This is a genomic window from Bacillus sp. 22475, from assembly GCF_052044835.1.
GTDB classification, from domain to species: Bacteria; Bacillota; Bacilli; order Bacillales; family Bacillaceae_G; genus Bacillus_A; species Bacillus_A cereus.
The window spans coordinates 1-25,719 of the sequence record NZ_JBQENW010000040.1; the positions used below are offsets into that span (position 1 = coordinate 1).

Here is a 25,719-nt window from a genome sequence, read left to right on the forward strand (position 1 = left end):
GGTATTTCTTTTTTATGGTTGTTACTTGCTTATGGTGTTGCAACATTAATAGTTTTTATACATATGCTAATCTCTAATAAATATTTTGGTGTGCAAAACGCGAAACAGGCAGGAACAACTTTTTTGAAATCACCAGTTTATGTTAAATCTAGACCCTATCAGGTTCTTTACAACGTTGCGATTTTTCCCGTTTTTCTATGGCTATATAGCAAAGGGATAGATACAGATAATGTAAAAGAATTTATGCTTAATACCGTTATTCAATGGACAGCATTGTCGATAATTATCGACTACCTTAGTTGGGTTTTAATTCCTCATAAATTTAGGTTAACACATAAAGAATTTTACATTGATTATCAACCATATATCACTTTGATTTATGTAGCAATTTTTATTAGTCATTATATAGTTGGTTTTTTTATCATTTAACCGAGAAGACCCCTCCTCTAAACAGAGTGAAGATGGGGGATGAATCGGTTTTTTCTTTTTTGGGGGAAAAGCACATTGCCATTAACTTAAGAAATTAAATGTTCCCCAAAACGAAAAAAATGAACTAAATTCTCATGGACACCTATGAAAAGATGAAATTTTCGTTTTGGGGCACTTCAAAATGTTAGCTTGATGGGCATGGGGTACGGCCAGCATTTTGGAAAAAAACACGCTAAGAGCATACAGGATTTTATACAGTTTTTCGGCTAATTCAGTAAAAAACGGAAACTCTGCAACCCACGCCAGGATAGGGATGTATAAAAAAATGAATAGCATTATAGGGGTACGGAAACGATTATGGGTTTCAAGGGCCACTCTGAAATTAAATACCACGCTTCGATTTTGATAAGTGTATTTGAGAAACTCTAAATCCTTTAAAATCAATAACTTGTAACCTTCTCAATAGAGTACACTCTATTGAGAAGGTAAATATGCGATTATGCATATTTATATTTTTTTATTTTAATAGTAATTAAACCTAATATATAATTAAAAAGTTTTTTACGAATTGATAAGGAGATGCGAGTATGAAGAAAACCATAGGACTTATATTATCATTATTTTAATTATTTTCTACCTATGCACCAATGTTTACAGAGGAAGTCGAAGTTTTAAATCAAATAGGCCGCGTCAAAGAGAAAGGAGATTGGTATTATTATGGATTTCGGCAACATAATGCGGATTTTACACTAAGGGATTTTCAAATTAAAAAACTTGGTTTTACTGTATATTATGTAGGTTCCATAAACGGGCTACTACATTAAAAAAATGAAACATCTTATGAATTAATTATTGTTTAGACAGAATGACTTAGGTTGTCCTTATACGAAATATCAGTATGAATAGAAATTTGATAATTATATAAAACGCCGTAAATGAAGGATAAAATAAGTGCTGATTTTGCAATTATATTTTTAAAAATTGAATAGGAGATCTATTATGAATACAATTAAGAAATTATTTTTAAGTTCTGTGATATGTATTTTATTATTCAGTACAGTAGGAACAGCGTATGCAGAACAAAATAATCAAGGAAATTCATCATCATTTATTGACGTTCCTAAAACTCACTGGGCATATAAAGAAATGATGTATATGGCTGAGAATAAGATTATAACAGGATACGGAAATGGGTATTTCGGTGCTACGGATCCTATTATTCGCGAACATCTTGCTGCATTCTTGTATCGATATTTAAAACCGCAAGATAGTACCAATAATCCATTTGTTGATATTGGTGACAGCAATTTTAAAAAGGAAATTTTGGCACTTACTGCACGGGGCATATTTAGCGTAAATGTAGAGAAACAATTCAATCCGAAAAATAATATGACGCGTGCTGAAATGGCTGCAGTGCTTGTCAGAACATTCGATTTAAAACCGAAAGGGAATTTTGACTTTACGGATATGAAAGGTCATTGGGCTAACGAATATGTCAAAATATTAGCTGGGAATAAAATCACAAATGGTACTGGTGATGGCAATTTTAATCCAAATGGACTTGTCACAAGAGAGCAATTTTCTGTGTTCTTATATAGGACAATCATGGCAACATCAGGTATAAAAAACAATGAATCGGTTGGCTGGGTTGTAGATGGAGAAAAGAAATACTATTATGACAAACCAGGCGTGAAACATACTGGATTATTACGTTCAGGGGATGATACCTATCTCTTCGATAAAAATGGTAATCTAGCTTCAGGATGGAATACCGTAGACGGAAAGGACTACTATTTTGATACGGTAAGTGGAGCTGCACAAAAAGGATGGTTCTCTCAAACTACCCATTGGTATTATGCAGACGATAACGGTGTGATTCAAAAAGGCGATGTAACCTACAAAGGAAAACAATTCCAATTTGATAGAACAGGTAAAATGGTAAAAGGGTGGATAACAATCCAATCCCTCGACCAAAATATCTACAAATCCAGAACAGTTGTAAGGGGATTTGACCCAATAAAAGTTAGAAAGGATGAAATTCTTGAAGTAGTAGGGGAAGACGGTCCTCTATGGTTTAAGGTGAACTACAATGGTCAAACATACGTTGTGCAAAAATTATTTGCAGTCGTGTTTGATCAATCTCTATCTAATAAAATAGATACAATTCGTCAGGACATTGCAGATTTAAAAACTACTGCAAATTTGGTAAAAATATATTCCGAACGCTTTAAAAAAGCAAAAGAAACTAAAAATTATGATATGGCTCTAGTAGATTCAAGTGAACTTGCAGCAAGCTTATCAGGATTTCTAACTACCATAAAAAATTCTGATATGACGAATTTAGTGAATAAAATCTACGAAAAAGAAGCTGATCCAGCTATAAAAGAAAAATACAATTCTACCATCGCTACTTTAGAGATGATGAATGAGGATTTTGGCAAGATCCACAAATTAATGCTACTAAAAGATAGCATAATGGTTTTAGATAAAGCGAATCAGGATTCAGGTAATATTATTCAACAAATTCAGAATGGTAAAAACCTAGCACAACAAGATAAAATTAAGCTTCAAAACTATGCTAACGATATGACGGCGTATAAAAAACAATTGGTCGAATGGTATGCTGATACTTTGACTGCAGTAACGGATCTAACGGTATCGCTTATTGACCAAACAAGTCTTTACTGGCTAACAATCAATGACACATTTGTTGAGCCAGCAGAAAAATGGGTTGGTACATTACCAAAAGATGAAATCAGTAAATTTGCTGATGGGGTTCGGGACTACGGACAACAAGTTACAGCTATGCATGAAGGTTTTAAAAGCAGATTGCCTGAATATAAACAAATGGCCAGTGATTTACGCGTAGTAAATCAAAGTTTCCATAAGTTTGGAGATTCTGTACAAAAAGCTGGTGCATCACTTCATAAACAAGCAGTAATGGCTGATGGACTAATTAATAGTGTCTCAACGCATGTTGCAGAAGCTCAACAAGCATTTCCAACACTACATACAGATATTATGTCTGGATTAGATGCTGCTAATAACATGATGGATTCTGCTAATAAAATTGCGAGTTATAAAATTGATGTGCCTGCGGCATCCAAAAACATAGGGAATATGGATGGACTAAGAAACACGTTACGTGATTTTGGTGTGCCACCTGAAAAAATGAAGGAGTATTTGGAAGAAGAAAAACGTTCTGCTCAACAAACTTCATTCCTGCTTGATATTACTCCTGGATTTGGAGAACTAAAACAAGGTATCCAGCTCTTTACGGGCGAGGATATGTTTACTCATGAAAAATATGGTCCAAGTGAATTTGTAACAGGAACGCTTGCTGCAGTTACTGGCGGTACAACAAAAATAATTGGCCGTACATTTGGTAAACTTGGCGATCTTGAGAAAAATGCACAGAAACTAGGCAAGGTTTCAAAAGGTGCTCAATCGGGTGAAATTATTCTTGATAAAGTCAAAACCTATGAACAAGCTAGAAATCAAGCAATGGATCTTTTAGGGAATTTAGGTAGCGACTCTATTCCAATGGTTGGAACAATGAAAAAAAGTGCAGGATATGGTAAAGTAATTGGAAGACAAACTGCTGATAAAAAAGCAAGATGGCGATTAGATTATGATCCTGAAAAAGGTCTACATATGAATGTAGACGATTTTAGAAACGGTAAAGGAAGTAAATCTACTAAATATGCAATTCCAATAGAAGGTGATGAAGAGTTATTTAAATCACTATTAAAACATTTAAACAAGTAAGGTGATAAATATAATGGCAACTTTGTTAGACGAATGTATCGAGGCATTAGGAGAAAATATAGTAGTTTTTGAAGGTGAAGAGAGAGAAAAAATCTTAGATAGCTTTGAAAACTCATTTCCAATTACAAGTTGGGCCAGAATTGATTGGGATAAATTCAGTGATTTCCAAAATATCGTTTATTTGGATGATATAGAAGCATATCTAAATAAACAATACGGTTTAGACTCTTATATCATTTATATTATTTGGGATGAAGCATCCTTACCAATCATAAAAACGAATTTACATCAAATACTACAGGTAATTGATGATGTTACAGCAGTAAGTTTTGATACTTGGCTCTATTCTCCAAATCTAGGATATGCAATAGAGTTTTATCATGAAGGTGAAGTACGTATTGGTAATAAGAAAGAGATTTTAGAATAAGGAGTGAATGAAAAAAGTAGGGGCTTCCCCTACTTTTTTTATGTGAACTTTAATAAGGTTTTCAACCCTATCTATAATAATGATCATTTCTCCTATTTATAAGTACGGGTTAATGAGGCAGCTAACTATCAGTGTTTTTAGAACTGTCGATATTCTTATGTTGCTTTTAAAATAGCTACGGTATTTTGTGAACTGTACCTTATAAAATGGGCAGTTTAATAAAAAAGCTCTAAAAAATCAAGCACTTAAAAGATGGTTCCGATATTCGATCGGGGCCATCTTTTTTAATGTCCACTGATAACGATTATAATTATACTCCTCTATATAATCCTTTATGTTGAGCTCAAGGGATTCAAAGGTTTGACAATCTTTGTAATCTAATTTATCTATCATATGACCAAAAATGGACTAATTAATAGTGTCTCAACGCATGTTGCAGAAGCTCAACAAGCATTTCCAACACTACATACAGATATTATGTCTGGATTAGATGCTGCTAATAACATGATGGATTCTGCTAATAAGATTTCAGGCTACAAAATAGATACGTCTAATGTTGTTAAAAATGTTGGTAATATGGATGGGTTAACAACCCGCCTTAAAGATTTTGGTGTACCACCTGAAAAAATGAAAGAATATCTGGAAGAACAAAAGCGAACGAATGAATTAGGATCTATGGCGCTTGATTTTATTCCAGTTGTTGGACAAATTAAACAAGGTTTACAAATTTATAATGGAAGAGAATTTTTCACAGACAGAAAATATGAGCCGAATGATTATGTATGGGGAACTGTTTCTACAGTTGTAGGTGGCACTCCTAAAGTTATTGGTCGAGTATTTGGTAAATATGGAGAGTTAGAGCAAAAAGCGAAGGATTTAGGAAAAGTATCAAAGGTAACTGAAGAGATTGGATGGAGTATGCCAAGAGGTGGCGGCGTCATTGATGGGCGTAAGTATACTGAACATGCGCTTGAAAGAATGGCGCCTGATACAATTCAGGTTCGAGCAGAACTTACAAAGCGTGCATGTGAAAGAGCTGAAAGGAATGGTTACACATTCGGATCAAAAGAATACATGGAGGAATTAAAAAAAGTTGATCCACGTGGTGTAACACCAAGTGTAGTAGAAGAAACAATTAAGCATGCTACTAAAAAACCTGGAAATAAACCTGGTCTATGGCAATACGATGGGAAAGATGTTAGAGTCGTATTGAATGATAATGGCGATGTTGTATCCGTTGTACCTAATAAATCGTGAATATTATAAATAAAGTGGATTGAGCCCATTCACGTAAGGAGTTGTTAAATTGAATATACAATATGATGAATATGAATTATTAGAAATATTCGAGAGTGAACCAGAAGATTATTTTATTCCAGGTGCAGGTGCATATAGATATAATAAAATAGATAAATTAGGCTTTGAATTAGTAATGATTATGTGTTATTACGAGGAAACTGTTGAATTAAATTTGTATTATAAAAATAAACGCATCTTTGAAACCAAGATGCATTCGGCGAAACGAATCTATACCCGTAATGACTCATTATATGTCCAAGGTGGCGTAGAAAACAAAACAATCGAAGTAAAATTCAAGCCACATTTTACAGTTACAATAAATGAGTTTTAAAAACTTGAAATCAATGTTCGTAAATATTCTGAACATGCTTTAGAAAAAATGGATCCGGATACAATACAAGTTCGCGCTGAATTAGAGGCACATTCCAAAAGTAGAGGGATATACAGAAATTTAAAGAATTTGTTAATCCTAGAGGTATCACACCTTCTGTAGTAGATTTTCTGTGCCTTTCCATCGGAAAATCAAGACTGATATAAAAAATGAGTAGAAAAAACAAGACTTTTACTTCGTGGATACCACTACAAAGTAAGAGCCTTGTTTCATTATATTTGTTCATACAGTTTTCCTTGTAGTCTTCTGTTTTCATCCTTCAATCGCTTATTCTTTATCAATTTTTCGAACAGGTTGCTCCCAAAAGTTTTTATACAAAATAACATCAAAAAATACGTCTTGAACAAGCGTTAAAAAGGAAAGCTGAAGGGCAAGTATATCCTTTTGGAATCTTTTTAAGAGAAAATGATAAAATGAAGATAATATTAAGAAATTATGGGGATGATTACGTTGCTTACTTTGATAAAATTTGTAGTTAGTTATGCTGCAAGTCTATTTGCTTTTATTTTTGGATGGTTCTTAATTTCATATATTTTTAATCCTAGCTTTATTCACCCAGACGTTTTACAGGGGTTCATAAAAACTATCGTCACTTATGGTAGTATACCAGCTCTTATAGCTTGTCTAATTGGGGAAGTCTTATATAGGAAAATTAAACGATGTAGAGAGTTTCAATTTGGAATTCCTTTATTTATAGGACTAGCAGTTATCTATACACTTATACCATTTCTTTTTCTTTTTACTTTTACTTTTTCACATTTCTTTGACTTCGTTGCACCTGTTATTAAGGGTTCCTTAGCATTTTATTTAGTACGTAGAAAAATATAATTTTCGTTTTGATGCATTATAATAGATATCTCTGAATCACTAGTTTCAAAAAAGCCTTCACGCAATGATGATTGCATGAAGGCTTTTGATGTTTTCTTATTTTTTTGTCTCGTTAACCCATGTAATAATGTCTTGGATGACATACTTGGGAACATTAGCAGGAATTTCGTATTCACTAGGAAGACTTAATTCCCCGTCACCCTCCGTGAAGAAATGATTCAATTTCGGGTATTTTTTGAACTGAACATTCCCGCGGTTTGAAAGTCCTTTCTGCCATTTTGTATATTCATCTTTTACTGTTACTTGATAATCGCGTGCTCCTTGCAAAATGAGTAAAGGCTCTTTTCGTGATTGTGCTTCTTCAACTGGACGCCACCTAGAAACATCATACATAAAATGAGGTGACCCAAAATTGTAGCCAGCTGGAGGATGGTCAGGATTGAAAGCAGGATCCTGGATAAAAGCGACCTGTCTTTTTAATTCATCGATTACTTCCTTTGACTCCCCAAGGTATTGATACTGATCAATGGCAATGTCAGTCAAAGGGCGTGCAGGTGGTGCGAGTAAGATACTTCCTCGGACAAGTGAGGAAGGCGCTTTGCTCAGTATACGCGGCATTGTGCCAGCTCCTTGGCTATGTCCGAGAATGAAAATATTATTTGGATCAATGCCTTCCTGCTGCGCTGCTGACTTTGCTGCATATATGGCATCATCTGTAGTATCACGGTCTAATGTAACAGGTTCTGCACTCATCTTTAATGCATGTTCTAAGGTACGTTTTTCATAGCGCAACACTGCAATTCCGTTGGATGAAAGGCCCACCGCAAGGTCTCGTAAGATTTTTGTTCCCAAATAGGTAGCATCGCGATCATGGATGCCAGCACCATGCACAAGAACAACGACGGGTACCTTTTCACCACGCTTATGTTTCGGAACTGTTAATGTCGCTGGTAACGGATAGGTAGAATTTCCAATGACGATTTCACGTTCTTGATAGGAGTCAGGTTGATCATAGCTAGGATGGGGGATGGTAAAAGATTCCTCGGGTGGCCTTTCTCCAATTTCATCTACTTTCCCGCCAGGTGTGAATTTAAGGAGTAGCGGTATGGTAGTTCCTTCGGTAGCTGCTGGAATTTCCACCGTCTGATGGACCGAGTTTCGTTCTTTTATCACGGGGGTTCCCATGCTTTTTATCCCGCTCCAGCCACTTTGTGTCCACCAGTTTTGTAATGTGTTTGCTGTAAACTTAGATTGAAAAGCAGCAGATGTGAACTGTAGTGCCTCTGCATACTTACCTTGCTGGAGATATTCAAAAAATAATGATGTACGCTCCGTTAAAGAGACTAGTTTCTTTTCAGCAGATTGTTCCTCACGTGTATCTGCGTGAATAGTTGTTGTAAGCGGGAAAGATGAAATGCCTAAAGAAAAGAGTAGGGTAAAGGTAAGTACTGATCTTTGTATTTTCTTTTTTTTATTCATGTTTTAACCTCCAATATGTGATGGTAAAAAACAGGTATGGTAATTAGAATTCTGGTGCGAAAACTTCAAAATATTTGCAAGCAATCTCCAAAACTTGGACATACTCATATTATTATTCTAAAAAAACGTAGATTTCTTCTCTTGTCACATGCATATTAATCCCAGAAATAATCTTTCTTCCTTCACTTTATATTTTGATTATACGAAACAAAGCTCTCGTTTTTCTTACTTGATACTTACAAATTCCTTAAGTAGAGGATATTTTAAAATCTTAGCTTGATGAATATGTGGCGGTACTCTTATGTTAAGAGATAGCTTAAGGACCAAGGATTATATTGTTTTTATGTAGAGTTGATGTTATGTTTGTTTTGTAACATATGGTGTTTTATGCATGTAGGAGGATTTATTGAAGAAATTATTAATATTGTTTTTATTAGCTACATTTTGTCTACAGATTACAGGATGTTCTAATAATATGGGTACACTAAGGGAGAAGTCTAAAACTTCAGCACCTGTGAAGTCTAAACGCATCAATAAAGGGTGGTACAAACATATGTAATAGTTTGTATCACCCTTTGTTGATGATAGAAGTCATAAAGAAAAGACACCCTAAGGTGCCTTCCTTCGACTTGAACCATCTTAATTTTAATAATATATTGGACTCCCATCCAAATATTATTTTACCATGTTAAATTGTTTTATTCATTGAGAAATATGCTTTAAATCTATATTTTTAAAAAATATATAGATTTGAACAATATGTATACGAGTCACATATCAAAAAAAAGACACTCTCAAGAGTGCCTCTCCTTAGCAGCCGAATCCGCCGCCCCAACAGCTAGCGCCAACGATGATTAATAAGATGAAGAGCACAACAAGTAAGGCAAATCCGCCGCCGAAACCACAGCCTCCACCACAACTACCTCCATAGCCCATATTAACTCCTCCTTCCATAAAGACCATTTATTAATGGATTTAATTTAATTTATGTTTTTAAGGATGAATGGAGCAGGTCCTTAAAAAAATAAAAGGATTTTGGAAGTTAAAAAGAGTTGACGACCTTATTTTTGTCACCGGTATTTCGTCTGCTACATATTGTATTTTATTCTGTGTATTGGGGGAAGGAGGATCTTATGGCTAATTCTGAGATGATTTTACGTTTACTTACGGATTTAAAGATTGAACAACAATTGTTGAAAGAACAGTTAGAGAAAATGCAAACAGCTGTGACTATTCTTGAAGAAAAATCAGTGACGCTTAAAGAAAAACCAGCGACTCTTAAAGAAAAAACAATGACTCCTGAAGAAAAACCATCTGTTACAAAGCAAAGAGCTTTTTCTGGACGCCCAACATCTTTTCGTGATTGGAGAGCATCTAGTCAAAAAAATTAGGGAATGTTATGTGAAATGATAAATAAAAAAGTACAGTCTGCTGTAGAAAAGGCTGTACTTTTTTATGTCGGTAGAGAATGTTAAGGGAGACGCATTTATTGGCCTATTCCACTTTTAATTGGAGTTCTTTATCTAACTTATCATTATTAATTTTTAAAGTTAATCCTTGCGTGTTTTTCGGTACATCAAATACAATGTTTCCTTCCGAACTTTCATTAGGATTAACAATATTAAATTTGAATGTGGAGATATTTGCAGCTTTAAGTACTGATTGATATTCATTGGAAATGTGATATTCTCTTCCAAATCCATCAATTAATTTAAAGTTGTTAATATCTAGTGTAATGGGTTCTTCTTTACGATTATAAACGGCGATGTCTAATACTTTAAAGACACCTTGTGCTTTAACTTCTCCAGTCCCTAGAACATCTAATGACTCGGCAGATCCCATTGACATGTATACATCAGAGGAATCTACATTGGTAGGAAGTTCTTTTTGCGGATCCTTGCTGCTAAGTTTGTCATTCTCAGTTTTTTTTGAATGCGCCTGCTCATTTTTCGCAGGCGCATCATGTGAACTGCAAGCTGATACTCCAAACAAGAATGTGCTACATAATAATGATGCTAATAACTTTTTGTTCATCGTTTGTTTCTTCCTTCCAAAATAGAAGCACTTTTAATGAGTGCTATATATATTTGTATATGTATTACATTTTATATCTTATTATATTAATTTTGGAAGGAAAAGGGAAAAATTGCGCATTTCTCTGATTCGAATTATTTATCTGTCTAAAAGTTGAAATTAAAATGAGCCCCATAAATGATAAACCATTCCACTTACAAAAAATGCTAATCCTAAAAATAAAACAATTAAAGCAAGAATTCCATTTTTATTATTTTCCATAAAATAAGCTCCTTTTTCATTTACTTACATACAAAAAGCCTTTAGTCGTAATTATGGCTAAAGGCTTTGATCTTCATACTTTGTAGTTTATAAAAAAGTTGCACTTCTGTATTAATCTGGAATATGATTGTTTAAAGAGAAGGTGATGAGTACATGCAGGAAACAAAACAATTCCCGCTTATATCTGGAAATCCCTCATTAGATTTAGTAAATACAGAGCTAGTTAGGCGTGGACAACGTTATGATTTATTAATAACAAATGAAGATGTATTAGAATGGCTACATGTAATAAAGGTTAATCTTCCTTTTTGGAATGAAAAAACACTTATAGGAATTCAGAAGCGAATGGATCAAGTTACATCTAGCATATTAGAGGTAAGAGAAGTATTGAGAAAACAGTTTGAGGCAATTGCTGATCAGCAAGAAATTTCTAATGATTTTATTACGTATTTAGAAAAACAAATTGAGAAGGCACCATTTACATATAAAATCATTGAACAGCAGCTAGTATCTATCCCAGTTGGAGAAATCGAGGATGTACTCGCATCGTTAATTGTATTTGATGCTTTAACGTTAATAGCAGAAAATAAGCTTATTTCCCTTAAAAGGTGTTCAAATCCTGACTGTGTTTTATTATTTATAGATAAGAGTGGAAAACGAAAATGGTGTTCTATGAAAATATGTGGGAACCGGAAAAAGGTAGCAAAATTTCAGGATCGAAAATTTGAAGAAGTTTAGAGAATCAACTTATAACAGTTGATTCTTTTTTTGTATTTTAAAACTAACCCCTTAAATTAATATTTACAGGTTAGTTATATCGAGTTATAATTGTTGGTAAATAAAGGAGGAGAACGATGGATAATATAACAGCAACTAAGCAGAAAGATCCTCAACCAATAAGTGTACGATATTTTACAAAAATGAAAGGGAAAGGAAGAAGCCCATTACAAGTAAATGTAAAGGACTCTTTAACGGGACTACTAGGGGGATTTTTAACAATTCTTACCTTAACATATTTAACGAGCATAACTTCTACAGAATTATTAATGGCTCCATTTGGGGCGAGTTGTGTATTAGCGTTTGGAGTTTGGAATGCGCCATTATCTCAGCCGCGTAATATTATTGGAGGACATTTGATTTCAACTTTCATTGGTTTATCAATATATCATTTGTTTGGGAATGAATATTGGACAATTGCTTTAGCGGTGGGGATGGCCATAGCCGTTATGATGTTAACGAGAACGACGCACCCTCCGGCAGGCGCCGATCCGATTATCGTTATTTTAGGGGCAAATAGTTGGAGTTATTTAGTAACACCAGTTTTAATTGGCTCCGTTGTTATTGTAGTTATTGCTTTATTCATTAATAATATGAGTAGTAAAAGAAGTTATCCAACTTTTTGGATGTAGTTTGTGAAGTGAAAAATAATTTAAGTGAGTATTCTATTCTTACTATGTTTTATTTTTTATATAGTAAAAGCCTTAGTCGTAATGGCTTGGGTTCTCATACTTTGTAGTTCATAAAGAAAAGACACTTTAAAGTGTCTTCTACAGATTTGAATTATTTAATTCATGTAATTAATATTCGTTAACATAAAACTCTTTTATTAATTTTATTTCATTTGTATCTGGATTAAACTTGAATATTTTAATTTGATTCGATTCATCTTTGTATGCAAATGTATTCTCACCAACTTGGGTCATATTGCTGGTGTTTAAAATAGGATCGCTACCGTGATCAGTAATTTCCACAGTTTTCTCCCGGTCCCAGAATGCAATGACAATAATCAAAATGATAAGACATACCCGTATAAAACGTAATTCTCTTGCAACAGGATGTTCCATCTGTTTGTCTCCTTTACTGTTTGATAGAGTGTGTTTATAAAAGAGATAATTCCTAGGAATATAAATAAAAAAGACACCGTAAAGTGTCTTTTTTATTTTAGTTATGCGCATTACTTAATAAGACGCTAGTTCCTCAGTCTGGCTATGAGTAACTATGTAGGGTGATTCCATTATAACATTTTAACCAGTAATGGGTCTATATGGAATTTAATTGTTTTCCTTTTTGATTATTCAGAACGATCGATTGGGTATTTCGATGAAGGAAGTGGTGAGGAAGAAGCGACTTAACTTGTTTTAGAAGAGTGTTTTCTTTTTTGTATCATTGTGAGTAAAGTGTAGAGTTATATTTCCCTTTACACGAACATAAAGGTATACTATAGTTAAGTTAAGTAAACTTAACTATTAAACGAAACGAAATAAAAGCATGGAGGAATAACGCTATGACTAGAACGTATAAAGAAGTAATTAATGAAATGAACCGAGCTTATAATGAATTTTACATTTTACTATTTCAGGAGTTAAAAGATGAGTTCGGTCTTACAGGACAGCAGGAGAGCATGCTATTTCATATTAATTTAAATGAAAACACGACGGCAAATCACATTGCGACTACTTTTAATGTATCAAAAAGTGCCGTTAGCCAAGTTTTATCTAAATTGGAGAAACAGAAGATGATTTCAAAACAAGTAAACCCTAATAATAAACGGGAGTATTTTCTTACACTTGGTCCAAACGGTAGTAAGTATATAGAGCGGTTGTCTGAGTTAGATGATGTATTAATTGAGAAATATTTTTCTAAAATCGATATAAATGCCCTTGAGCAAATGACAGAGACGTTAACGAGAATAAATAAAGTGATATTGGAAGAAAAACAGAAGGATCTTAATTGTAATGAGTAAGAACTTAGATGAAGCAATTAGTAGAAAGGAGGAGAAGCGTGTTATGAGTTTGATACCAAATATGATTACGATAGCAAATTTTGTATGTGGACTTTTAGCTATTTACGCTGTTTTCGTTCACGATATTTATTTGGGAGCAGTTTTTATTATTACGGGTATGTTGTTTGACTTTTTAGATGGTATGGTCGCTCGGAAACTTGATTCTGTTTCGGAAATTGGTGGAGAGTTGGACTCATTTGCGGATTTAGTTACTTTTGGTGTGGCACCGTCTATTCTTGCATATAGTGTCGCGTTAAAAGATTTGCAGTCTATCGGGATGATATGTGCGCTTGCTTATAGTATTTGCGGAATGCTTCGGCTTGCGAGATTTAACACGCAGCAAAGCAAACTCCCGACATTTATCGGGATGCCGATTCCATTCGCGGCAATGTGTCTCCTCATTTTATGTTTTTTAAAGAATCCAGTTTCCGTGGCGTTTGGTACATGCGTACTCGCTTATTTAATGGTGAGCAAAATCAAATTCCCTCATTTTAAAAAAGATATAGCTGAAAGCTTGAAGTCCGAAAGATGGAATTAAAGAGAAAGGTAAGGAGCAGAATATGATTCGTATGGCACTAAGATCATTCAACATACAAATGTATTGTTTGCTAGGCGTAATGTTATTGGGATGGCTCGTGACACCTTTTTCAGCCCAGTTTGTAGGGATAAGCATTGGCCTTTTGGTGAGTATGTACTGCGCCTGGATTTTAGGAAGGCGTATTGAAAAGTTCGGAGATAGCATTGTAAAAAAAGAAAAAGCACCGATGCTCGGAATGATAAATCGGTTTGCAGCCGCAATACTAGGTGCGATTATTATGTATGAAATTGAACACCATGAATTCATGTGGACATTCGCTGCCGGAATTATGGGTGGGTATTTCTTGGTTATTATTAATTTGGGGTATTACAGTATGAGGGATGCGGAGGAATAAAGTTTCACTTTATTATAAAGAAAAGACACCCATATAAGAGTGTCTTTTCTGATAGTTTTTTAGCAGAAGCAAGAAGCTCCAACGATGATTAATAAAATAAACAGTACAACTAATAAAGCAAATCCTCCAGCAAAACCGCAGCCTTCGCCGCAACTACCACCAAAACCCATAATAGTTCCTCCTTTTAATAAGAGGGGAAAACAAGGGTACACTCATGTATTTTAACGGATTCAAATTACTTTATGTTTTTTACGCAATAATTGAGCAGGTCCTTTGGAAAATAAAAAAGACACCCTAAGGTGCATTCTTCCGATTGGAATCATCTTAATTGTATTGCGTCGTTATCATATAAGAAAAAAAGACATCAATTAAGATGTCTTTTTTTCTTTGTAAATTGGTGTTAAGAAGGTAACTTATTGCTTTTAACCTATGAATAATATAACAATCATCGAGTAAGTTTATTATAGCAGCGATAAATAGGATTTTTATATGTAATATTACATATATATAGATTTATTTATGTTTTATTTGTATATTTTAATTGTCTGTTCCTTGTTTTAATTCGTTTAGTTATATTATTTTTTGAGTGCTCCAGCAATGGAGCCTTTTTTTAGTATTCTATTTTGATGATGTTCCATAAAATTAGCACCTTTTAAAGCTGTTTTTATATAAAAAGCCTTTAACTTGTATTTATAGCTAAAGGCTCTGAGTGTCATACTTTATAGTTTATAAAATCTTATAAGAAGAATAACCAGTATTTTATATAGAATTTATCCCGCTATTTGCCGGGCTGCCCATAAACGCCCGATTGGTGAGAGCTGATTAAAGTTTCACTGTATAATGTTTTTTATCCAGTTTGGAACTGAAAATGTACTAGCTTGATAATGAAGCTAGGTTATTAGAAGTGAAAAATTTTAGTTTTATTATAATTAATAGAAATGAAAGTAGTGTAAATATAAATCCACTCCAAATAAGTTGATGAATACCTAAGTTTGAAATGAACCAGCCTCCAATAGTTGTTCCTAGAGTAATTCCAAGATTTGAGAATGAAACGAATAGGCTATTACCAAATTCGGGTGATTCTCTTGCTTCACTTATTAACCATGTTTGACCAACAATTAATCCACCAGCATGCACGATTCCCCAAATGAATACCATAAAAATCATTGGAACAAGATAAGGACCTAAATAATAAACCAATATGTAAACAATAGAATATAAAATAGGGAACGATATTACTGTATTTACTATGCTTCTTTGCAGAAGACTACCAAATAAATGATTACCTAAAATCATAACTATACCAAATATGAATAGCATGATACTGATGAGCGATCCATTCATGGAAGTTACTTTCGCAAGGTATTCGGCGAAGTAGCTGTATACGGAAAACATGGCTGCAAAAAGGAATGTGACAGTTAAAATATTTAACCATAATCCTGGTTTGCCGAGTATACGAATTTGTTTGCCGAAAGACATTTTTTCTTTAACGGGCATAGAAGGAAGTGAGATTAGTATTCCAATGAATGCAAGGGCGTTAATAAGCGCTCCGAATAAGAAAGCAATTTCTAATGAAAATTGATCTGCAAGGTAAGAGGTTAATGGTACACCTAGTGCAAAGCCAATCGTAATTCCCATGAAAACTTTTGTAACCGCTTGACCACTCTTTTCAGGAGGGACAAGTTTAGCAGCAGTTACAAGAGCGATTGAAAAGAAGAGTGGGTGAAGTGCTGCAGGTAAAATGCGAAAAATAAGCATGATTTCAAATTGTGTTGTATAAGCGTAAATTATATTTGAAATAACAAAAACAAAGATTGCTATTAATAAAATTATTTTACGATTAATACTAGAGACGAGCAGAATTAAAAACGGACCAGAAATAGCAACGACTAGTGCGAATATACTTACTAAAAATCCTGCTTGTGCAGTTGAAATGTCAAATTTCTGAGTGATTTGTGGTAATACACCGACAATACCCATCTCGGTAGTAATAATTCCAAACACCCCTATTGCTAGTGTAAGAATAAGTAAAGGACTTACTTTTTTCATTTGTAAAACTCTCCATTCTTCTTATTATTTTGAAAGTGAAATCGATTTATTAACAAAGAAATGAGCATGATTGGATGTCAATAGTATTAGAATTATGTAATGCTAAACACAAAAACAGATATCTAAATAACTAGATATGATATGTTGAAAAAAATGCTCCTTTCTATGTTTCTTGCTTTTATAGGTAGCGAAGTTTTAAAAAGAATGTATTAGGCGGCTATATAAAAGCAGAATGTGTGAAAGCAAATAATCAATTGGTAGGTTGATTATTTGCTTTCACTTTATAATTCATTTTGAACGTATTCAGAAAACGCTTGTATTGTTTTTTCATTTCGACGATAATATGTCCATTTTCCAATTCGGTCAGAGTCTAGTAGTCCTGCCTTTTTCATAGTTAATAAATAACTAGAAATAACCGATTGGGCTAAGCCAGTTTTAAGCTGAATATCTCCTACACACACTCCAATCTGAAAATTAATCCCTTGTTCTAAATAAGGTTTTTCGTCGAAATGGTTTTCTGGATTTTTTAACCATGATAAAATTTGACATCTTGTGTCATTTGACAATGCTTTATAAATTAATGAAGGTTCCATAAGGATATTATATCTACTTTTATAGATTTGTAAATGGGTTTGTGTGATTTTAAGGGAAGAAGGTATAGTTGATCTCCTCGAATAGGAATAAGGTGCTCTTGATCTGTACCCTTTGTAAAGGACATTCTAAAAAAAGTTAGGCAACCTAAAAAAGATGATTTCTGTATGCAAACAGGAGTCATCTTCTTTAAATTCTATTGATAGCAAGAGTGATTATAGTACGTCATATATTTCTTAATTTCATGTTTTAACTGAACAAACGAGTCACATGATTTTATATATGCTTTATCGGTTAAAGTACTACGAGGATTACGTGCAAAAATGATAGTATTGTTAGGTTTAAGCATGTTGTTGCCTAGCTATCAATGGCGGATGCCTAAGAAGAGTAATAATAAAGCCCAACTGAAGATTTAAGAAAAATTTTATGTTTACCCCACTCTTTATTTTAAAAGTTTTTCCTATCCTATAAATGAGTTACATCATGAAGGAGACTAAAAAAGACAAAGTCATAGATGAAAATGTAAAGTTAGGGGATTCCACATGCATAAAGGAGTTTTGATTAGTTATTTGTATACGTATTTTTTTACGATTATTTTTTGTATTGTGTTTCAAATTGGGTTTTATTTTAAAGCGAAAAGAAATATATCTATTCGACATTTTCTATGGGTATATGTTTTTCTATTCTACCTTTCGCTAGTGTATAAGGTGACGCAAATCGCGACTGTATGGGATATAAGTAGATATGAAACGTGGATTCGTGTAAGTCAAATCAATTTGACTCTATTTGATACTGCAGGTAGTACTACGTATCTTTTGAACATTGTACTGTTTATGCCGTTAGGTTTTTTATTACCGATGATTTGGCCGCACTTTAGAAAAATGAAAAACACCGTATGTGCAGGATTTCTTTTTTCATTGGCAATTGAGTTAAATCAATTACTAAATAATAGAATTACAGATATTGATGATTTATTTACGAATACCCTCGGGGCGATTATTGGATATTTATTATATAGAGCTTTTAAAATGATATTAAGAAGAGAGGGGAAAAAGCTTGATACCAACTCTTCTCTAGTTATAAAATACGAGGCTGTTTTTTGTTTAGTGTGTTCATTTGTAGGTGCGATGTTAATTTATCATCCAGCTTTATTTGGAAGACCTGTAATCATTCAGTGAGGTGATTACGAATTTCTTTTGAACGCTCGTGCGATATTTCAATTTGTAAAAAGCCTTTAACTTGTTATAGTTAAAGGCTTTTATCATCATAATTTTTACTTACCAATTACCCACTCTAACATCCGCTTTCAACCACTTCACCCAATCCAAATCCTCTACCTTAAGCAAACTGAGCGAAACACCCTTCATATCTAAAGAAGTCAACAGCGTACCAACCTTTACGAATGTCACTTGCAATCCTTCCAATTCACACAAACGGCGAATGTCATTTGTGAAAATGTATTGTTCCATTAATGGTGTCGCGCCGAGTCCATTAATGAGGATTGCGAAGTTGTCACCTTTTCTCCAGCGATAAATGCTTTTTAGTTTGTTCATCAGTTCGATCGCTAATATTTCAGAAGAGGATAGTGCTTCTTTACGGTAACCTTTTTCGCCATGGATGCCGACGCCATAAAACACTTCATCATCGTTTAATGTGAATGAAGCTTTTCCTTTTACTGGATCGTTGGCAGGGGAAAGGGCAACTCCTAATGTGTGTAAGTTTTTGATGACAGCTTGCCCGATTGTTGTTAGTTCTTCTAAAGAATGTCCACTCTCAGCGGCCGCACCTAATATTTTTTGAACGAAAACAGTGCCAGCTACGCCGCGTCTTCTTTTATTAAAGGAAGCATCATCTTCAATGGAAACATCGTCATTTACGATGATATGGTCAACTTTTCTTCCTTCTTCTTGAGCAATTTGCTTTGCTGCTAGAAAGTTTTCTACGTCATCTTTAAAGTTTTTGATGATGAATAAAATACTTTTATCTTTTGGTATGAGGCGAGTTGCCGCCGCAATTTGCTCCACTGTAGGCGGAGTGAAAATACTGCCGTTTACTGCCGCTGTAAGCATACCTTTTCCTACATAACCAATATCAGCAGGTTCATGTCCGCTACCACCGCCGCTTACAATAGCGACGTTTTGCTTTAGTTTTTCGATATCTTTTACATAAATGATGTTATTTGTTTCATCGTAATTTACTTTGTCGTTATGTTCAAAATAAAAGCCATGCAGCATATCTTGAACGATATTTTGTATATCATTCATAATCTTTTTCATTGCTTTTGCCACCCTTTAATTACTTTGCTGATTGCTCAAGTAATAGTAGTAATTGATTGTTTATCATATTTTTCATAAGAGAAGACATAACGGATGGATCTACTTCGCACTTGCTTTCAATCCAATCTTTTATCGTTCCAACGAAGCCGTGACTATAAAAGGAGGCAATCGTATTTTTGGTCTCATCAGAAAGGCTGAATCCACAGCTCACAGATAGTTCATCAATAATCTTCATATATAAGTTTTTCGTATGCTCAAATAAATAGTGATTAAACGAGTTTTGCTCAATGACTTTAAAAGCATTTCGGTAAAATTTTTGATTTTCATAAAAGTAATCAAATAATAAATCGAAAATGTTTTCCCATTTTTCATAATCGAGAAAGTCTATAATATTTTCTTTCGTTTCTTCTCTATAAATCCAGCTTAATAGTTCAAATTTATCTTTAAAATGATAATAAAAAGTTTGCCTACGCATTTGACAGTGTAACATAATATCGCTCACTGATATTTTATGAAACGACTCTGTTTCCATTAAATACTTCAATGAGTTCGCGATTATCTTTTTAGAAATTATAGAAGAGGTCATCTAAATCATCCCTAGAATGTTATTAATATAAAAATCCTACCCATAAATGAGAGCGGTGTCTTTAGACAGATTGTCCATTTTGTCCGTTTACTATAAAACGCTTTCATTTTAACATGAGTAGTAAGAAGAAGATTTCAAATATATCACAATATATTAAAGGAATTGAGGGAGAACTACAATGAAAAAGATTATAAACAAACCAGAAACATTAGTAATGGAAATGTGTAACGGAATGGTTATGGCTCACCCAGAGCTTGAGCTTTTGAAAAAATATAAAGTAATTAAGAAGAAAGAAATGAACGAAAATAAAGTAACGTTAATTAGTGGAGGCGGTAGTGGTCACGAGCCGGCACATGCAGGATTAGTCGGAAAAGGAATGTTAGATGCGGCAGTGTGCGGAGATGTGTTTGCTTCTCCTTCGCAAATTCAAGTTTACCAAGCGATTAAAGAGACAGCTAGTAAAAAAGGTACGTTATTAATTATTAAAAATTATAGCGGCGATATTATGAATTTCAAAAACGGTGCGCATTTAGCGACGGAAGATGGAATTGAAGTCGACTACGTAAAAGTAGACGATGATATTGCGGTAGAAGATAGCCTATATACAGTAGGACGCCGCGGCGTTGCGGGAGTTATTTTAGTTCATAAAATTGCCGGCGCAGCAGCGGAAGAAGGTATGGATTTAGGAGCGGTGAAAGCTGTAGCAGAAAAAGCAGCGGCTAACGTGCGCACAATCGGTTTAGCGTTAACGTCTTGTACAGTTCCAGCGAGCGGATCACCTACTTTCACACTTGCGGAAGATGAAATGGAATACGGCGTAGGTATTCACGGCGAACCAGGAATTAAGCGTGAAAAAATGCTGTCGGCTGATGAGTTAGCTAACCGTATGACAAATGATTTAATGAAAGATTTAGGAGTAAAAGATGGCGAGGAAATCGCACTTCTAGTTAACGGTTTTGGCGGAACACCACTGCAAGAACTTTACTTATTTAACAACGCCGTTACGAGAGAACTAGCAGCTAGAAACATTAAAATTAATAGAGTATTCGTCGGTAATTATATGACAAGTATTGATATGGCTGGTATGTCTTTAACGGTAATGAAGTTAGATGATGAGCTAAAAACATTACTATCTAAAGAATGTAATACACCTGCGTTTAAAGTAGATGGACCAGTTGAAAGTGTAGAGTACGTGAATGTGCTTGAAGAGACAGAAGAGAAGGAAGTTTCATTTGAAATAGAAACAGCGGAAGAGCACGCTGTTATTAAAAATAATGTCATTACATTAAACAACATGATTTATCTCGTTGATAAAATGAGCGACATTATTATTAAAAATGAAGTACCGTTCTGTGAGTTAGATACACATGCAGGTGACGGCGACTTCGGAATGAGTGTGGCAAAAGGATTTAAGCAATTAAAACGTGAGTGGCATTCTATTATAGAACAAGAAAACGTAACGATCGGATCATTCCTTGACGGTTGTTCGATGATTATTATGGAACATTGCGGCGGCGCATCTGGTCCAATTTGGGGTGGTGCATTCCGCGCAGCTAGTAAAGCAGCGGGCGAAAAACGTGAGTTAACAGTGAAAGAATTCGCTGAAGTGTTGCAAGCAGCACTGCAAGGTATACAATCTATCGGAGAAAGATCATTCGGCAGAGGAGCGGTAGTTGGTGATAAAACACTTGTTGACGCACTTGCTCCATGTGTAGACTCTTGGTTAGCTAGCGCTTCAAACGAAGAAGACATGAAAACTGCCTTTGAAAAAGGTGCAGAAGCAGCCGTTAAAGGAGCAGAGTACACGAAAGAAATCGTAGCTCGCATGGGCCGCGCTGGTACAGTTGGCGAAAGAAGTTTAGGATATCCAGATGCAGGTGCACATGCGCTTGGAGTTATCTTTACGGAGATTGCGGGTAGTTTGAAATAGTAATTAGAAAGTCCCCTCTGCCTTAAGGTGGAGGGATTTTTATATAGTTGATATGTAGAAGACTTCTTTCGGTTCTTTCTCAGTAAAATATGAGTTTGTTACTATTTTTGATAAAATCTTATTTCAAAAATACAACTAATATTTCTCAACATTAATATATTGAAAATAGTTAGAATATTTAAGATGATCATTTGTGAAGAAGTAAATTATAAAAAAAGGGGGAATTTATTTTGTTACGTCGTTTATCTATTTGTACAGTACTAACAGCTTTTATATTTACTTTATTTACATTTAACGGCTCTGCTTTCGCGGCTACGAATGCTACTGAAAATGAAAATGTAGTAGCAGCTTGTGCAAAGGGAGGTACGGTAGGTGTATATGGTGCAAAGATGCGCAGTGGTTATACTGTCGATTCACCTGTCGTACATACATTTAATGATGGTACGAAAATTACTGGAACATGGGTAACTGGTGAATATGTTCAAGGTCATTACAGTAATTCTAAACAGTGGTTAAAAGTTACATATAAAGGGATGACAGGTTATGTATCCCATACAACACTATATAACGTTTGCTCATAAAACTATGTACCATAATAGCTTTGGATATATTGAGCTAATCTCTTCTAGAGATTAGTTCTTTTTTATCTCTTAGTTTTTAATGGGGCATTTTTTGAAAAAGACCAACGATTCATTAAATCGATGGTCTTACGTTTATATAGTATTCATTTGTATCTATATCAAATTTTTCATTGCTTTTTGCTTATTTTAGACTTAGTTTGTTTGTAATTGCAGCTTATCAATTTTCCAGTATGTTTGTAGAGGGTCTAAAGAGCTTTCAATATAAAACATATATTCATCTGCGGTAGGTGGTACTTCAAAAGCTATTTTCAATTCTACCGTTTCATTTGGTTTAACTTGTATATCAGAAGGGTTTTGATCAAGCACCTTTCCTTTATAGATCTTTCCGTCTTTTTCATCTTTTAAGTTATATTTTAATTCTGATAATCCAATCGTTTGACCTCGTACATTTTTTACAGAGACATTAACAATGACGGAATCGTTGCTAGCATTTAAATATGCACTTTGAACAGCGGTCAAGTAATAGCCTCCCTTAACACTCTCACCAACTAATAAAATACCTTGTTCCAAGCGGCGTATCTCTTCTTTTTCTTCAAAATTTATTAATTCTTCATTTTCATTTTTTGCGGTCGGTTCTTCTATTGGACCATTTTCAACGGCACTATCTGTTTTATCTTGTGTGCAAGCAGCCGTAATACTGACTAATACTAGAATGAAAGTAAGTAATATAGATAATTTTCTCATAAAATTTATCTGTCTCCTTAAGTTTCTCAATTTTGTGCAGCTATACATATAAGATTAACATAATGTCTCATTATTGGCTCAAAATAGGGGATCTTTTAGACATCTTATTCTTTTTACTTTTAATATACATTCGATTGGTTCTCGCGATATTTGTTAATCTTTTAAAACATTGGTTTAGTAATACCGAGGGTTATTATAGATATATTAACCATATAATTTGTCCATATCAAAATGAACGTTTTGTGCATCTAATATATTGTAAATATATTTTATTTTGAAAGGATGTGATTATATGGCTCATAAATCTACTGGCGTGTTTCGAGTTCCAGTTTCTGAAAATGGGATTATTCCAACTGCTCTCAACATTATGTTAAACAATGATTCACGTTGCCATACTAGTAATGTAACGGTAACTGTTAAGAGAAGTCGAAACACTTTTTTCCCAACTCAAAATGAATTAGTTGAAATCTCTCGTACTTTTGTTTCTTTAGAACCAAACAGAACAACTAAGATTGTGTTGTTTACTCCAGAATTCCAAATAGAAGATTTTCTTGATGTCATCATTAGTGGAAATAAAGAGGATGTTAAGGATGTTCTTGTATATTCTTTCTTAGCAGATTCAGTAGGTCATAATTTGCCATCTACTGTTTTCAGAAATGCAGAATACACTTTTGCTTGCTGACACAGTGATGATGTATACTTTACTGTCGTATATCTGAATTGAAATGTTGCAAACAGCACTTCAAGGCATATAATCTATCGTTGAAAGATCATTCGGCAGAGGAGCGGTAGGTGGTGAAAGAAGTTTAGGATATCCAGATGCAGGGGCACATACGCTTGGGGTTATCTTTACAGAAATTTTAGGTAGTTTGAAATAGAAATTAAAAGATCCCTTCTACCTTAAGGTGGAGGGGGTTTCTTAATATTGTTTTTTGATATATATTGCTAAATATGTTCCCATAATTCATTCTATTGTATTGAGAATAATGTCATCTACATCAAAAAAAACGGTTTATAAAAGGAACTATTATTTGAAGAAGTTCCACCTCAAACATACTCCTATGCATATAAGTATGTTTGAGGTGGATTTATTAAAGAATTTTATATATAGCATGAATGAAAATGAGATAAATAAAACAATATTCCCTATTATGGTTTTAAGAATTAATTGAGCAGGTCTTTTTGAAAATAAAGAAAAGGCATCCTAAGGTGCCTTCTTCTGAATTAAAACAATAATATGGTTCTAGGTTTAAAAACTATTGGGATTTTTCCTGTGAGTTTTATAAGTAGTTTTCAAGAAATTATGAGTGTTTATTTTTGTTTTCAAAATATTCTTCTTTAATTATTTGTAATTTTTTTTCGTTTTTTGTTAATTCAAATATAAATAATGATTTTTTCATGTTATTAGCAACATCTTCTTCATTATATTGTTTAAGCTTTAATAAATTTGAACCTTTTCCATAGTATAGTTCACCCAATAAGTAAAAAGTATTTAGATTAATAGCTAATTGGATACCCTTATCAATGTATTTTATTGCTTCTTCGTATTGATATATGTAACTTGAATTTTTTGCTAAATTATAAATGATTTTCAATTTAATTTCTTTATCTCTAGGAAAATCTAATTTGTTAAAATTATTTAAACATCTTTTAAGGATAGTAATACTTTTTTTGTATTCTTTATTTTCTGCATGAAGTATAGCCATTGTATGTAGAATATCTATTTCTCTCTCTGATAAAAAATCAATATTGGTTACAGTTAGTTTTAGTGCATTATTTAAAAGAGTTAAAGCCACTTTTGTTGAGTTATTCACACAATATATAGCAATTGCTTCATGCCATAGTAGAAATTGTTTATCTTCTTTTGTTTGAAAATTATTTGTGTATTTTTCTCTTGTTACTATTTCATAAAGATCTTTATATTGATGTTGCCTTATGCAATCCCTCATTACGTATTTTACATTTTCTGTATATTTTAATTTCTTGTTTTGAGTTAGTGCAAATATATTATTTGGATCAACACCAAGTCTTTCAGATAATTGATATAATAATATGCTAGATGGATAAATTACACCTTTTTCGATCTTACTAATTTGACTTTGTGAACATATTCCATGACATAAGTCGGATTGTGATATATTTTTTTTAATTCTAAGTTCTTTAATGGTAATACCCAAATCGTTAAATTCCATTTTCCCCACCTACTATTTAACACTTTATTAGTATGATATTCTCTAACCTTAATGTAATGTAAAATTAATATAGTTGCAATTATTGTTTTAAAGGGCTTATCGTTTCTATAAGATGGTGAGATTTTTTTATGTACAAAAAA

At 33.7% G+C, this 25,719-nt stretch carries 29 protein-coding genes and 2 pseudogenes; 18 read left to right on the forward strand and 13 right to left on the reverse strand.

Translation table 11 applies throughout. The features are described 5' to 3' along the window. The 3 genes from ACTJJY_RS29185 to ACTJJY_RS29195 form a co-directional block, all read left to right on the forward strand. A partial coding sequence (locus tag ACTJJY_RS29185) for a hypothetical protein (protein WP_440606891.1) occupies nucleotides 1-429 on the forward strand: 429 nt, incomplete at its 5' end. A gap of 999 nt (nucleotides 430-1,428) precedes the next feature. After that, nucleotides 1,429-4,197 (forward strand): S-layer homology domain-containing protein, encoded by a 2,769-nt coding sequence (locus ACTJJY_RS29190; RefSeq protein ID WP_440607231.1) that lies wholly within the window; start codon nucleotides 1,429-1,431, stop codon nucleotides 4,195-4,197. A gap of 13 nt (nucleotides 4,198-4,210) precedes the next feature. Beyond that, nucleotides 4,211-4,624 carry a CDI toxin immunity protein gene (locus ACTJJY_RS29195; protein WP_000212599.1) on the forward strand — a complete coding sequence of 138 codons (414 nt, stop codon included), beginning with the start codon at nucleotides 4,211-4,213 and terminating at the stop codon, nucleotides 4,622-4,624. 237 nt (nucleotides 4,625-4,861) lie between these two features. Here the strand turns inward: ACTJJY_RS29195 and ACTJJY_RS29200 are convergent, their stop codons facing one another. Continuing rightward, a complete protein-coding gene (locus ACTJJY_RS29200) occupies nucleotides 4,862-5,017 on the reverse strand; it encodes an IS3 family transposase (protein WP_080348377.1) in 156 nt (51 codons plus the stop codon). Between ACTJJY_RS29200 and ACTJJY_RS29205 the strand changes: the two genes are divergently transcribed. The 4 genes and pseudogenes from ACTJJY_RS29205 to ACTJJY_RS29220 all read left to right on the forward strand — a co-directional run bounded on the left by ACTJJY_RS29205 (nucleotide 5,018) and on the right by ACTJJY_RS29220 (nucleotide 7,142). Beyond that, a complete protein-coding gene (locus ACTJJY_RS29205; RefSeq protein WP_440607220.1) occupies nucleotides 5,018-5,881 on the forward strand; it encodes a hypothetical protein in 864 nt (287 codons plus the stop codon). It begins immediately after the preceding gene. 49 nt (nucleotides 5,882-5,930) lie between these two features. After that, entirely contained in the window at nucleotides 5,931-6,254 is a 324-nt protein-coding gene (locus ACTJJY_RS29210) for a hypothetical protein (RefSeq protein WP_001025898.1), read from the forward strand. Nucleotides 6,255-6,613: 359 nt separating this feature from the next. Continuing rightward, a pseudogene (locus tag ACTJJY_RS29215) lies at nucleotides 6,614-6,730 on the forward strand (GNAT family N-acetyltransferase); the annotation flags it as partial. A 25-nt stretch (nucleotides 6,731-6,755) separates the two neighbouring features. After that, nucleotides 6,756-7,142 carry a hypothetical protein gene (locus ACTJJY_RS29220; protein WP_440607232.1) on the forward strand — a complete coding sequence of 129 codons (387 nt, stop codon included), beginning with the start codon at nucleotides 6,756-6,758 and terminating at the stop codon, nucleotides 7,140-7,142. Nucleotides 7,143-7,238: 96 nt separating this feature from the next. Here ACTJJY_RS29220 and ACTJJY_RS29225 read toward each other — a convergent pair whose 3' ends face one another. Both ACTJJY_RS29225 and ACTJJY_RS29230 read right to left on the reverse strand, forming a co-directional pair. Further along, nucleotides 7,239-8,621, reverse strand: a complete 1,383-nt coding sequence (locus ACTJJY_RS29225) for an alpha/beta fold hydrolase (RefSeq protein ID WP_440607221.1) — start codon at nucleotides 8,619-8,621, stop codon at nucleotides 7,239-7,241. A gap of 810 nt (nucleotides 8,622-9,431) precedes the next feature. Continuing rightward, the gene (locus ACTJJY_RS29230; RefSeq protein ID WP_000540377.1) at nucleotides 9,432-9,557 is read right to left on the reverse strand and encodes a YjcZ family sporulation protein; all 126 of its coding nucleotides are present in this window, start codon (nucleotides 9,555-9,557) and stop codon (nucleotides 9,432-9,434) included. A 197-nt stretch (nucleotides 9,558-9,754) separates the two neighbouring features. Between ACTJJY_RS29230 and ACTJJY_RS29235 the strand changes: the two genes are divergently transcribed. Beyond that, nucleotides 9,755-10,012, forward strand: coding sequence for a hypothetical protein (locus ACTJJY_RS29235; protein ID WP_000013694.1), 258 nt, complete (start codon nucleotides 9,755-9,757; stop codon nucleotides 10,010-10,012). A gap of 103 nt (nucleotides 10,013-10,115) precedes the next feature. On the opposite strand, the gene ACTJJY_RS29240 is transcribed toward ACTJJY_RS29235, so the two are convergent. Continuing rightward, nucleotides 10,116-10,655 (reverse strand): DUF4352 domain-containing protein, encoded by a 540-nt coding sequence (locus ACTJJY_RS29240; RefSeq protein WP_440607222.1) that lies wholly within the window; start codon nucleotides 10,653-10,655, stop codon nucleotides 10,116-10,118. A gap of 414 nt (nucleotides 10,656-11,069) precedes the next feature. Here ACTJJY_RS29240 and ACTJJY_RS29245 point away from each other — a divergent pair, with 414 nt between their 5' ends. After that, complete coding sequence (locus tag ACTJJY_RS29245; protein WP_440607223.1) at nucleotides 11,070-11,654, forward strand: CGNR zinc finger domain-containing protein; 585 nt, start codon at nucleotides 11,070-11,072, stop codon at nucleotides 11,652-11,654. 116 nt (nucleotides 11,655-11,770) lie between these two features. After that, entirely contained in the window at nucleotides 11,771-12,325 is a 555-nt protein-coding gene (locus ACTJJY_RS29250; RefSeq protein ID WP_000368844.1) for an HPP family protein, read from the forward strand. 168 nt (nucleotides 12,326-12,493) lie between these two features. Here the strand turns inward: ACTJJY_RS29250 and ACTJJY_RS29255 are convergent, their stop codons facing one another. Then, nucleotides 12,494-12,760, reverse strand: coding sequence for a YmzC family protein (locus tag ACTJJY_RS29255; protein WP_326341446.1), 267 nt, complete (start codon nucleotides 12,758-12,760; stop codon nucleotides 12,494-12,496). A 440-nt stretch (nucleotides 12,761-13,200) separates the two neighbouring features. Between ACTJJY_RS29255 and ACTJJY_RS29260 the strand changes: the two genes are divergently transcribed. From ACTJJY_RS29260 to ACTJJY_RS29270, 3 genes are read left to right on the forward strand one after another with little or no spacing between them, the layout of a single operon-like run. Continuing rightward, on the forward strand, nucleotides 13,201-13,659 hold the full coding sequence (locus tag ACTJJY_RS29260) for a MarR family winged helix-turn-helix transcriptional regulator (protein WP_023521311.1): 459 nt from the start codon (nucleotides 13,201-13,203) through the stop codon (nucleotides 13,657-13,659). Further along, complete coding sequence (gene pssA, locus ACTJJY_RS29265) at nucleotides 13,652-14,236, forward strand: CDP-diacylglycerol--serine O-phosphatidyltransferase (RefSeq protein WP_326341445.1); 585 nt, start codon at nucleotides 13,652-13,654, stop codon at nucleotides 14,234-14,236. The genes ACTJJY_RS29260 and pssA overlap by 8 nt, the downstream gene beginning before the upstream one ends. Nucleotides 14,237-14,258: 22 nt before the next feature. Next, nucleotides 14,259-14,630 carry an ATP synthase subunit I gene (locus ACTJJY_RS29270; RefSeq protein ID WP_326341444.1) on the forward strand — a complete coding sequence of 124 codons (372 nt, stop codon included), beginning with the start codon at nucleotides 14,259-14,261 and terminating at the stop codon, nucleotides 14,628-14,630. Nucleotides 14,631-14,689: 59 nt separating this feature from the next. Here ACTJJY_RS29270 and ACTJJY_RS29275 read toward each other — a convergent pair whose 3' ends face one another. From ACTJJY_RS29275 to ACTJJY_RS29290, 4 genes and pseudogenes are all read right to left on the reverse strand, one after another. After that, a complete protein-coding gene (locus ACTJJY_RS29275) occupies nucleotides 14,690-14,800 on the reverse strand; it encodes a YjcZ family sporulation protein (protein WP_000505669.1) in 111 nt (36 codons plus the stop codon). 703 nt (nucleotides 14,801-15,503) lie between these two features. Next, nucleotides 15,504-16,679 carry an MFS transporter gene (locus ACTJJY_RS29280; protein WP_440607224.1) on the reverse strand — a complete coding sequence of 392 codons (1,176 nt, stop codon included), beginning with the start codon at nucleotides 16,677-16,679 and terminating at the stop codon, nucleotides 15,504-15,506. 281 nt (nucleotides 16,680-16,960) lie between these two features. Further along, complete coding sequence (locus ACTJJY_RS29285) at nucleotides 16,961-17,272, reverse strand: ArsR/SmtB family transcription factor (RefSeq protein ID WP_000433731.1); 312 nt, start codon at nucleotides 17,270-17,272, stop codon at nucleotides 16,961-16,963. Between the two features lie 194 nt (nucleotides 17,273-17,466). Then, a pseudogene (locus ACTJJY_RS29290) lies at nucleotides 17,467-17,568 on the reverse strand (TetR family transcriptional regulator); the annotation flags it as partial. A gap of 244 nt (nucleotides 17,569-17,812) precedes the next feature. Between ACTJJY_RS29290 and ACTJJY_RS29295 the strand changes: the two are divergent. Beyond that, nucleotides 17,813-18,448: a VanZ family protein gene (locus tag ACTJJY_RS29295; protein ID WP_440607225.1), complete on the forward strand. Its 636-nt coding sequence runs from the start codon at nucleotides 17,813-17,815 to the stop codon at nucleotides 18,446-18,448. Nucleotides 18,449-18,547: 99 nt separating this feature from the next. Here the strand turns inward: ACTJJY_RS29295 and dhaQ are convergent, their stop codons facing one another. Together dhaQ and dhaS are read right to left on the reverse strand one after the other, a co-directional pair. Continuing rightward, nucleotides 18,548-19,546, reverse strand: coding sequence for a DhaKLM operon coactivator DhaQ (gene dhaQ / locus ACTJJY_RS29300; RefSeq protein ID WP_440607226.1), 999 nt, complete (start codon nucleotides 19,544-19,546; stop codon nucleotides 18,548-18,550). A 19-nt stretch (nucleotides 19,547-19,565) separates the two neighbouring features. Beyond that, nucleotides 19,566-20,132, reverse strand: coding sequence for a dihydroxyacetone kinase transcriptional activator DhaS (gene dhaS / locus ACTJJY_RS29305; protein ID WP_000204213.1), 567 nt, complete (start codon nucleotides 20,130-20,132; stop codon nucleotides 19,566-19,568). 178 nt (nucleotides 20,133-20,310) lie between these two features. Here dhaS and dhaK point away from each other — a divergent pair, with 178 nt between their 5' ends. Both dhaK and ACTJJY_RS29315 read left to right on the forward strand, forming a co-directional pair. Continuing rightward, the gene (dhaK, locus tag ACTJJY_RS29310) at nucleotides 20,311-22,062 is read left to right on the forward strand and encodes a dihydroxyacetone kinase subunit DhaK (RefSeq protein ID WP_440607227.1); all 1,752 of its coding nucleotides are present in this window, start codon (nucleotides 20,311-20,313) and stop codon (nucleotides 22,060-22,062) included. A 230-nt stretch (nucleotides 22,063-22,292) separates the two neighbouring features. Next, a complete protein-coding gene (locus ACTJJY_RS29315) occupies nucleotides 22,293-22,643 on the forward strand; it encodes an SH3 domain-containing protein (RefSeq protein WP_440607228.1) in 351 nt (116 codons plus the stop codon). Nucleotides 22,644-22,835: 192 nt separating this feature from the next. On the opposite strand, the gene ACTJJY_RS29320 is transcribed toward ACTJJY_RS29315, so the two are convergent. Continuing rightward, nucleotides 22,836-23,387 (reverse strand): DUF4352 domain-containing protein, encoded by a 552-nt coding sequence (locus ACTJJY_RS29320; protein WP_440607229.1) that lies wholly within the window; start codon nucleotides 23,385-23,387, stop codon nucleotides 22,836-22,838. A gap of 292 nt (nucleotides 23,388-23,679) precedes the next feature. Between ACTJJY_RS29320 and ACTJJY_RS29325 the strand changes: the two genes are divergently transcribed. Together ACTJJY_RS29325 and ACTJJY_RS29330 are read left to right on the forward strand one after the other, a co-directional pair. Then, nucleotides 23,680-24,069 carry a hypothetical protein gene (locus ACTJJY_RS29325; protein WP_000940659.1) on the forward strand — a complete coding sequence of 130 codons (390 nt, stop codon included), beginning with the start codon at nucleotides 23,680-23,682 and terminating at the stop codon, nucleotides 24,067-24,069. Between the two features lie 76 nt (nucleotides 24,070-24,145). Next, entirely contained in the window at nucleotides 24,146-24,265 is a 120-nt protein-coding gene (locus ACTJJY_RS29330) for a dihydroxyacetone kinase, ATP-dependent (protein ID WP_440607233.1), read from the forward strand. 423 nt (nucleotides 24,266-24,688) lie between these two features. Here ACTJJY_RS29330 and ACTJJY_RS29335 read toward each other — a convergent pair whose 3' ends face one another. Further along, on the reverse strand, nucleotides 24,689-25,579 hold the full coding sequence (locus ACTJJY_RS29335) for a helix-turn-helix domain-containing protein (RefSeq protein WP_440607230.1): 891 nt from the start codon (nucleotides 25,577-25,579) through the stop codon (nucleotides 24,689-24,691). Nucleotides 25,580-25,719 lie beyond the last annotated feature (140 nt).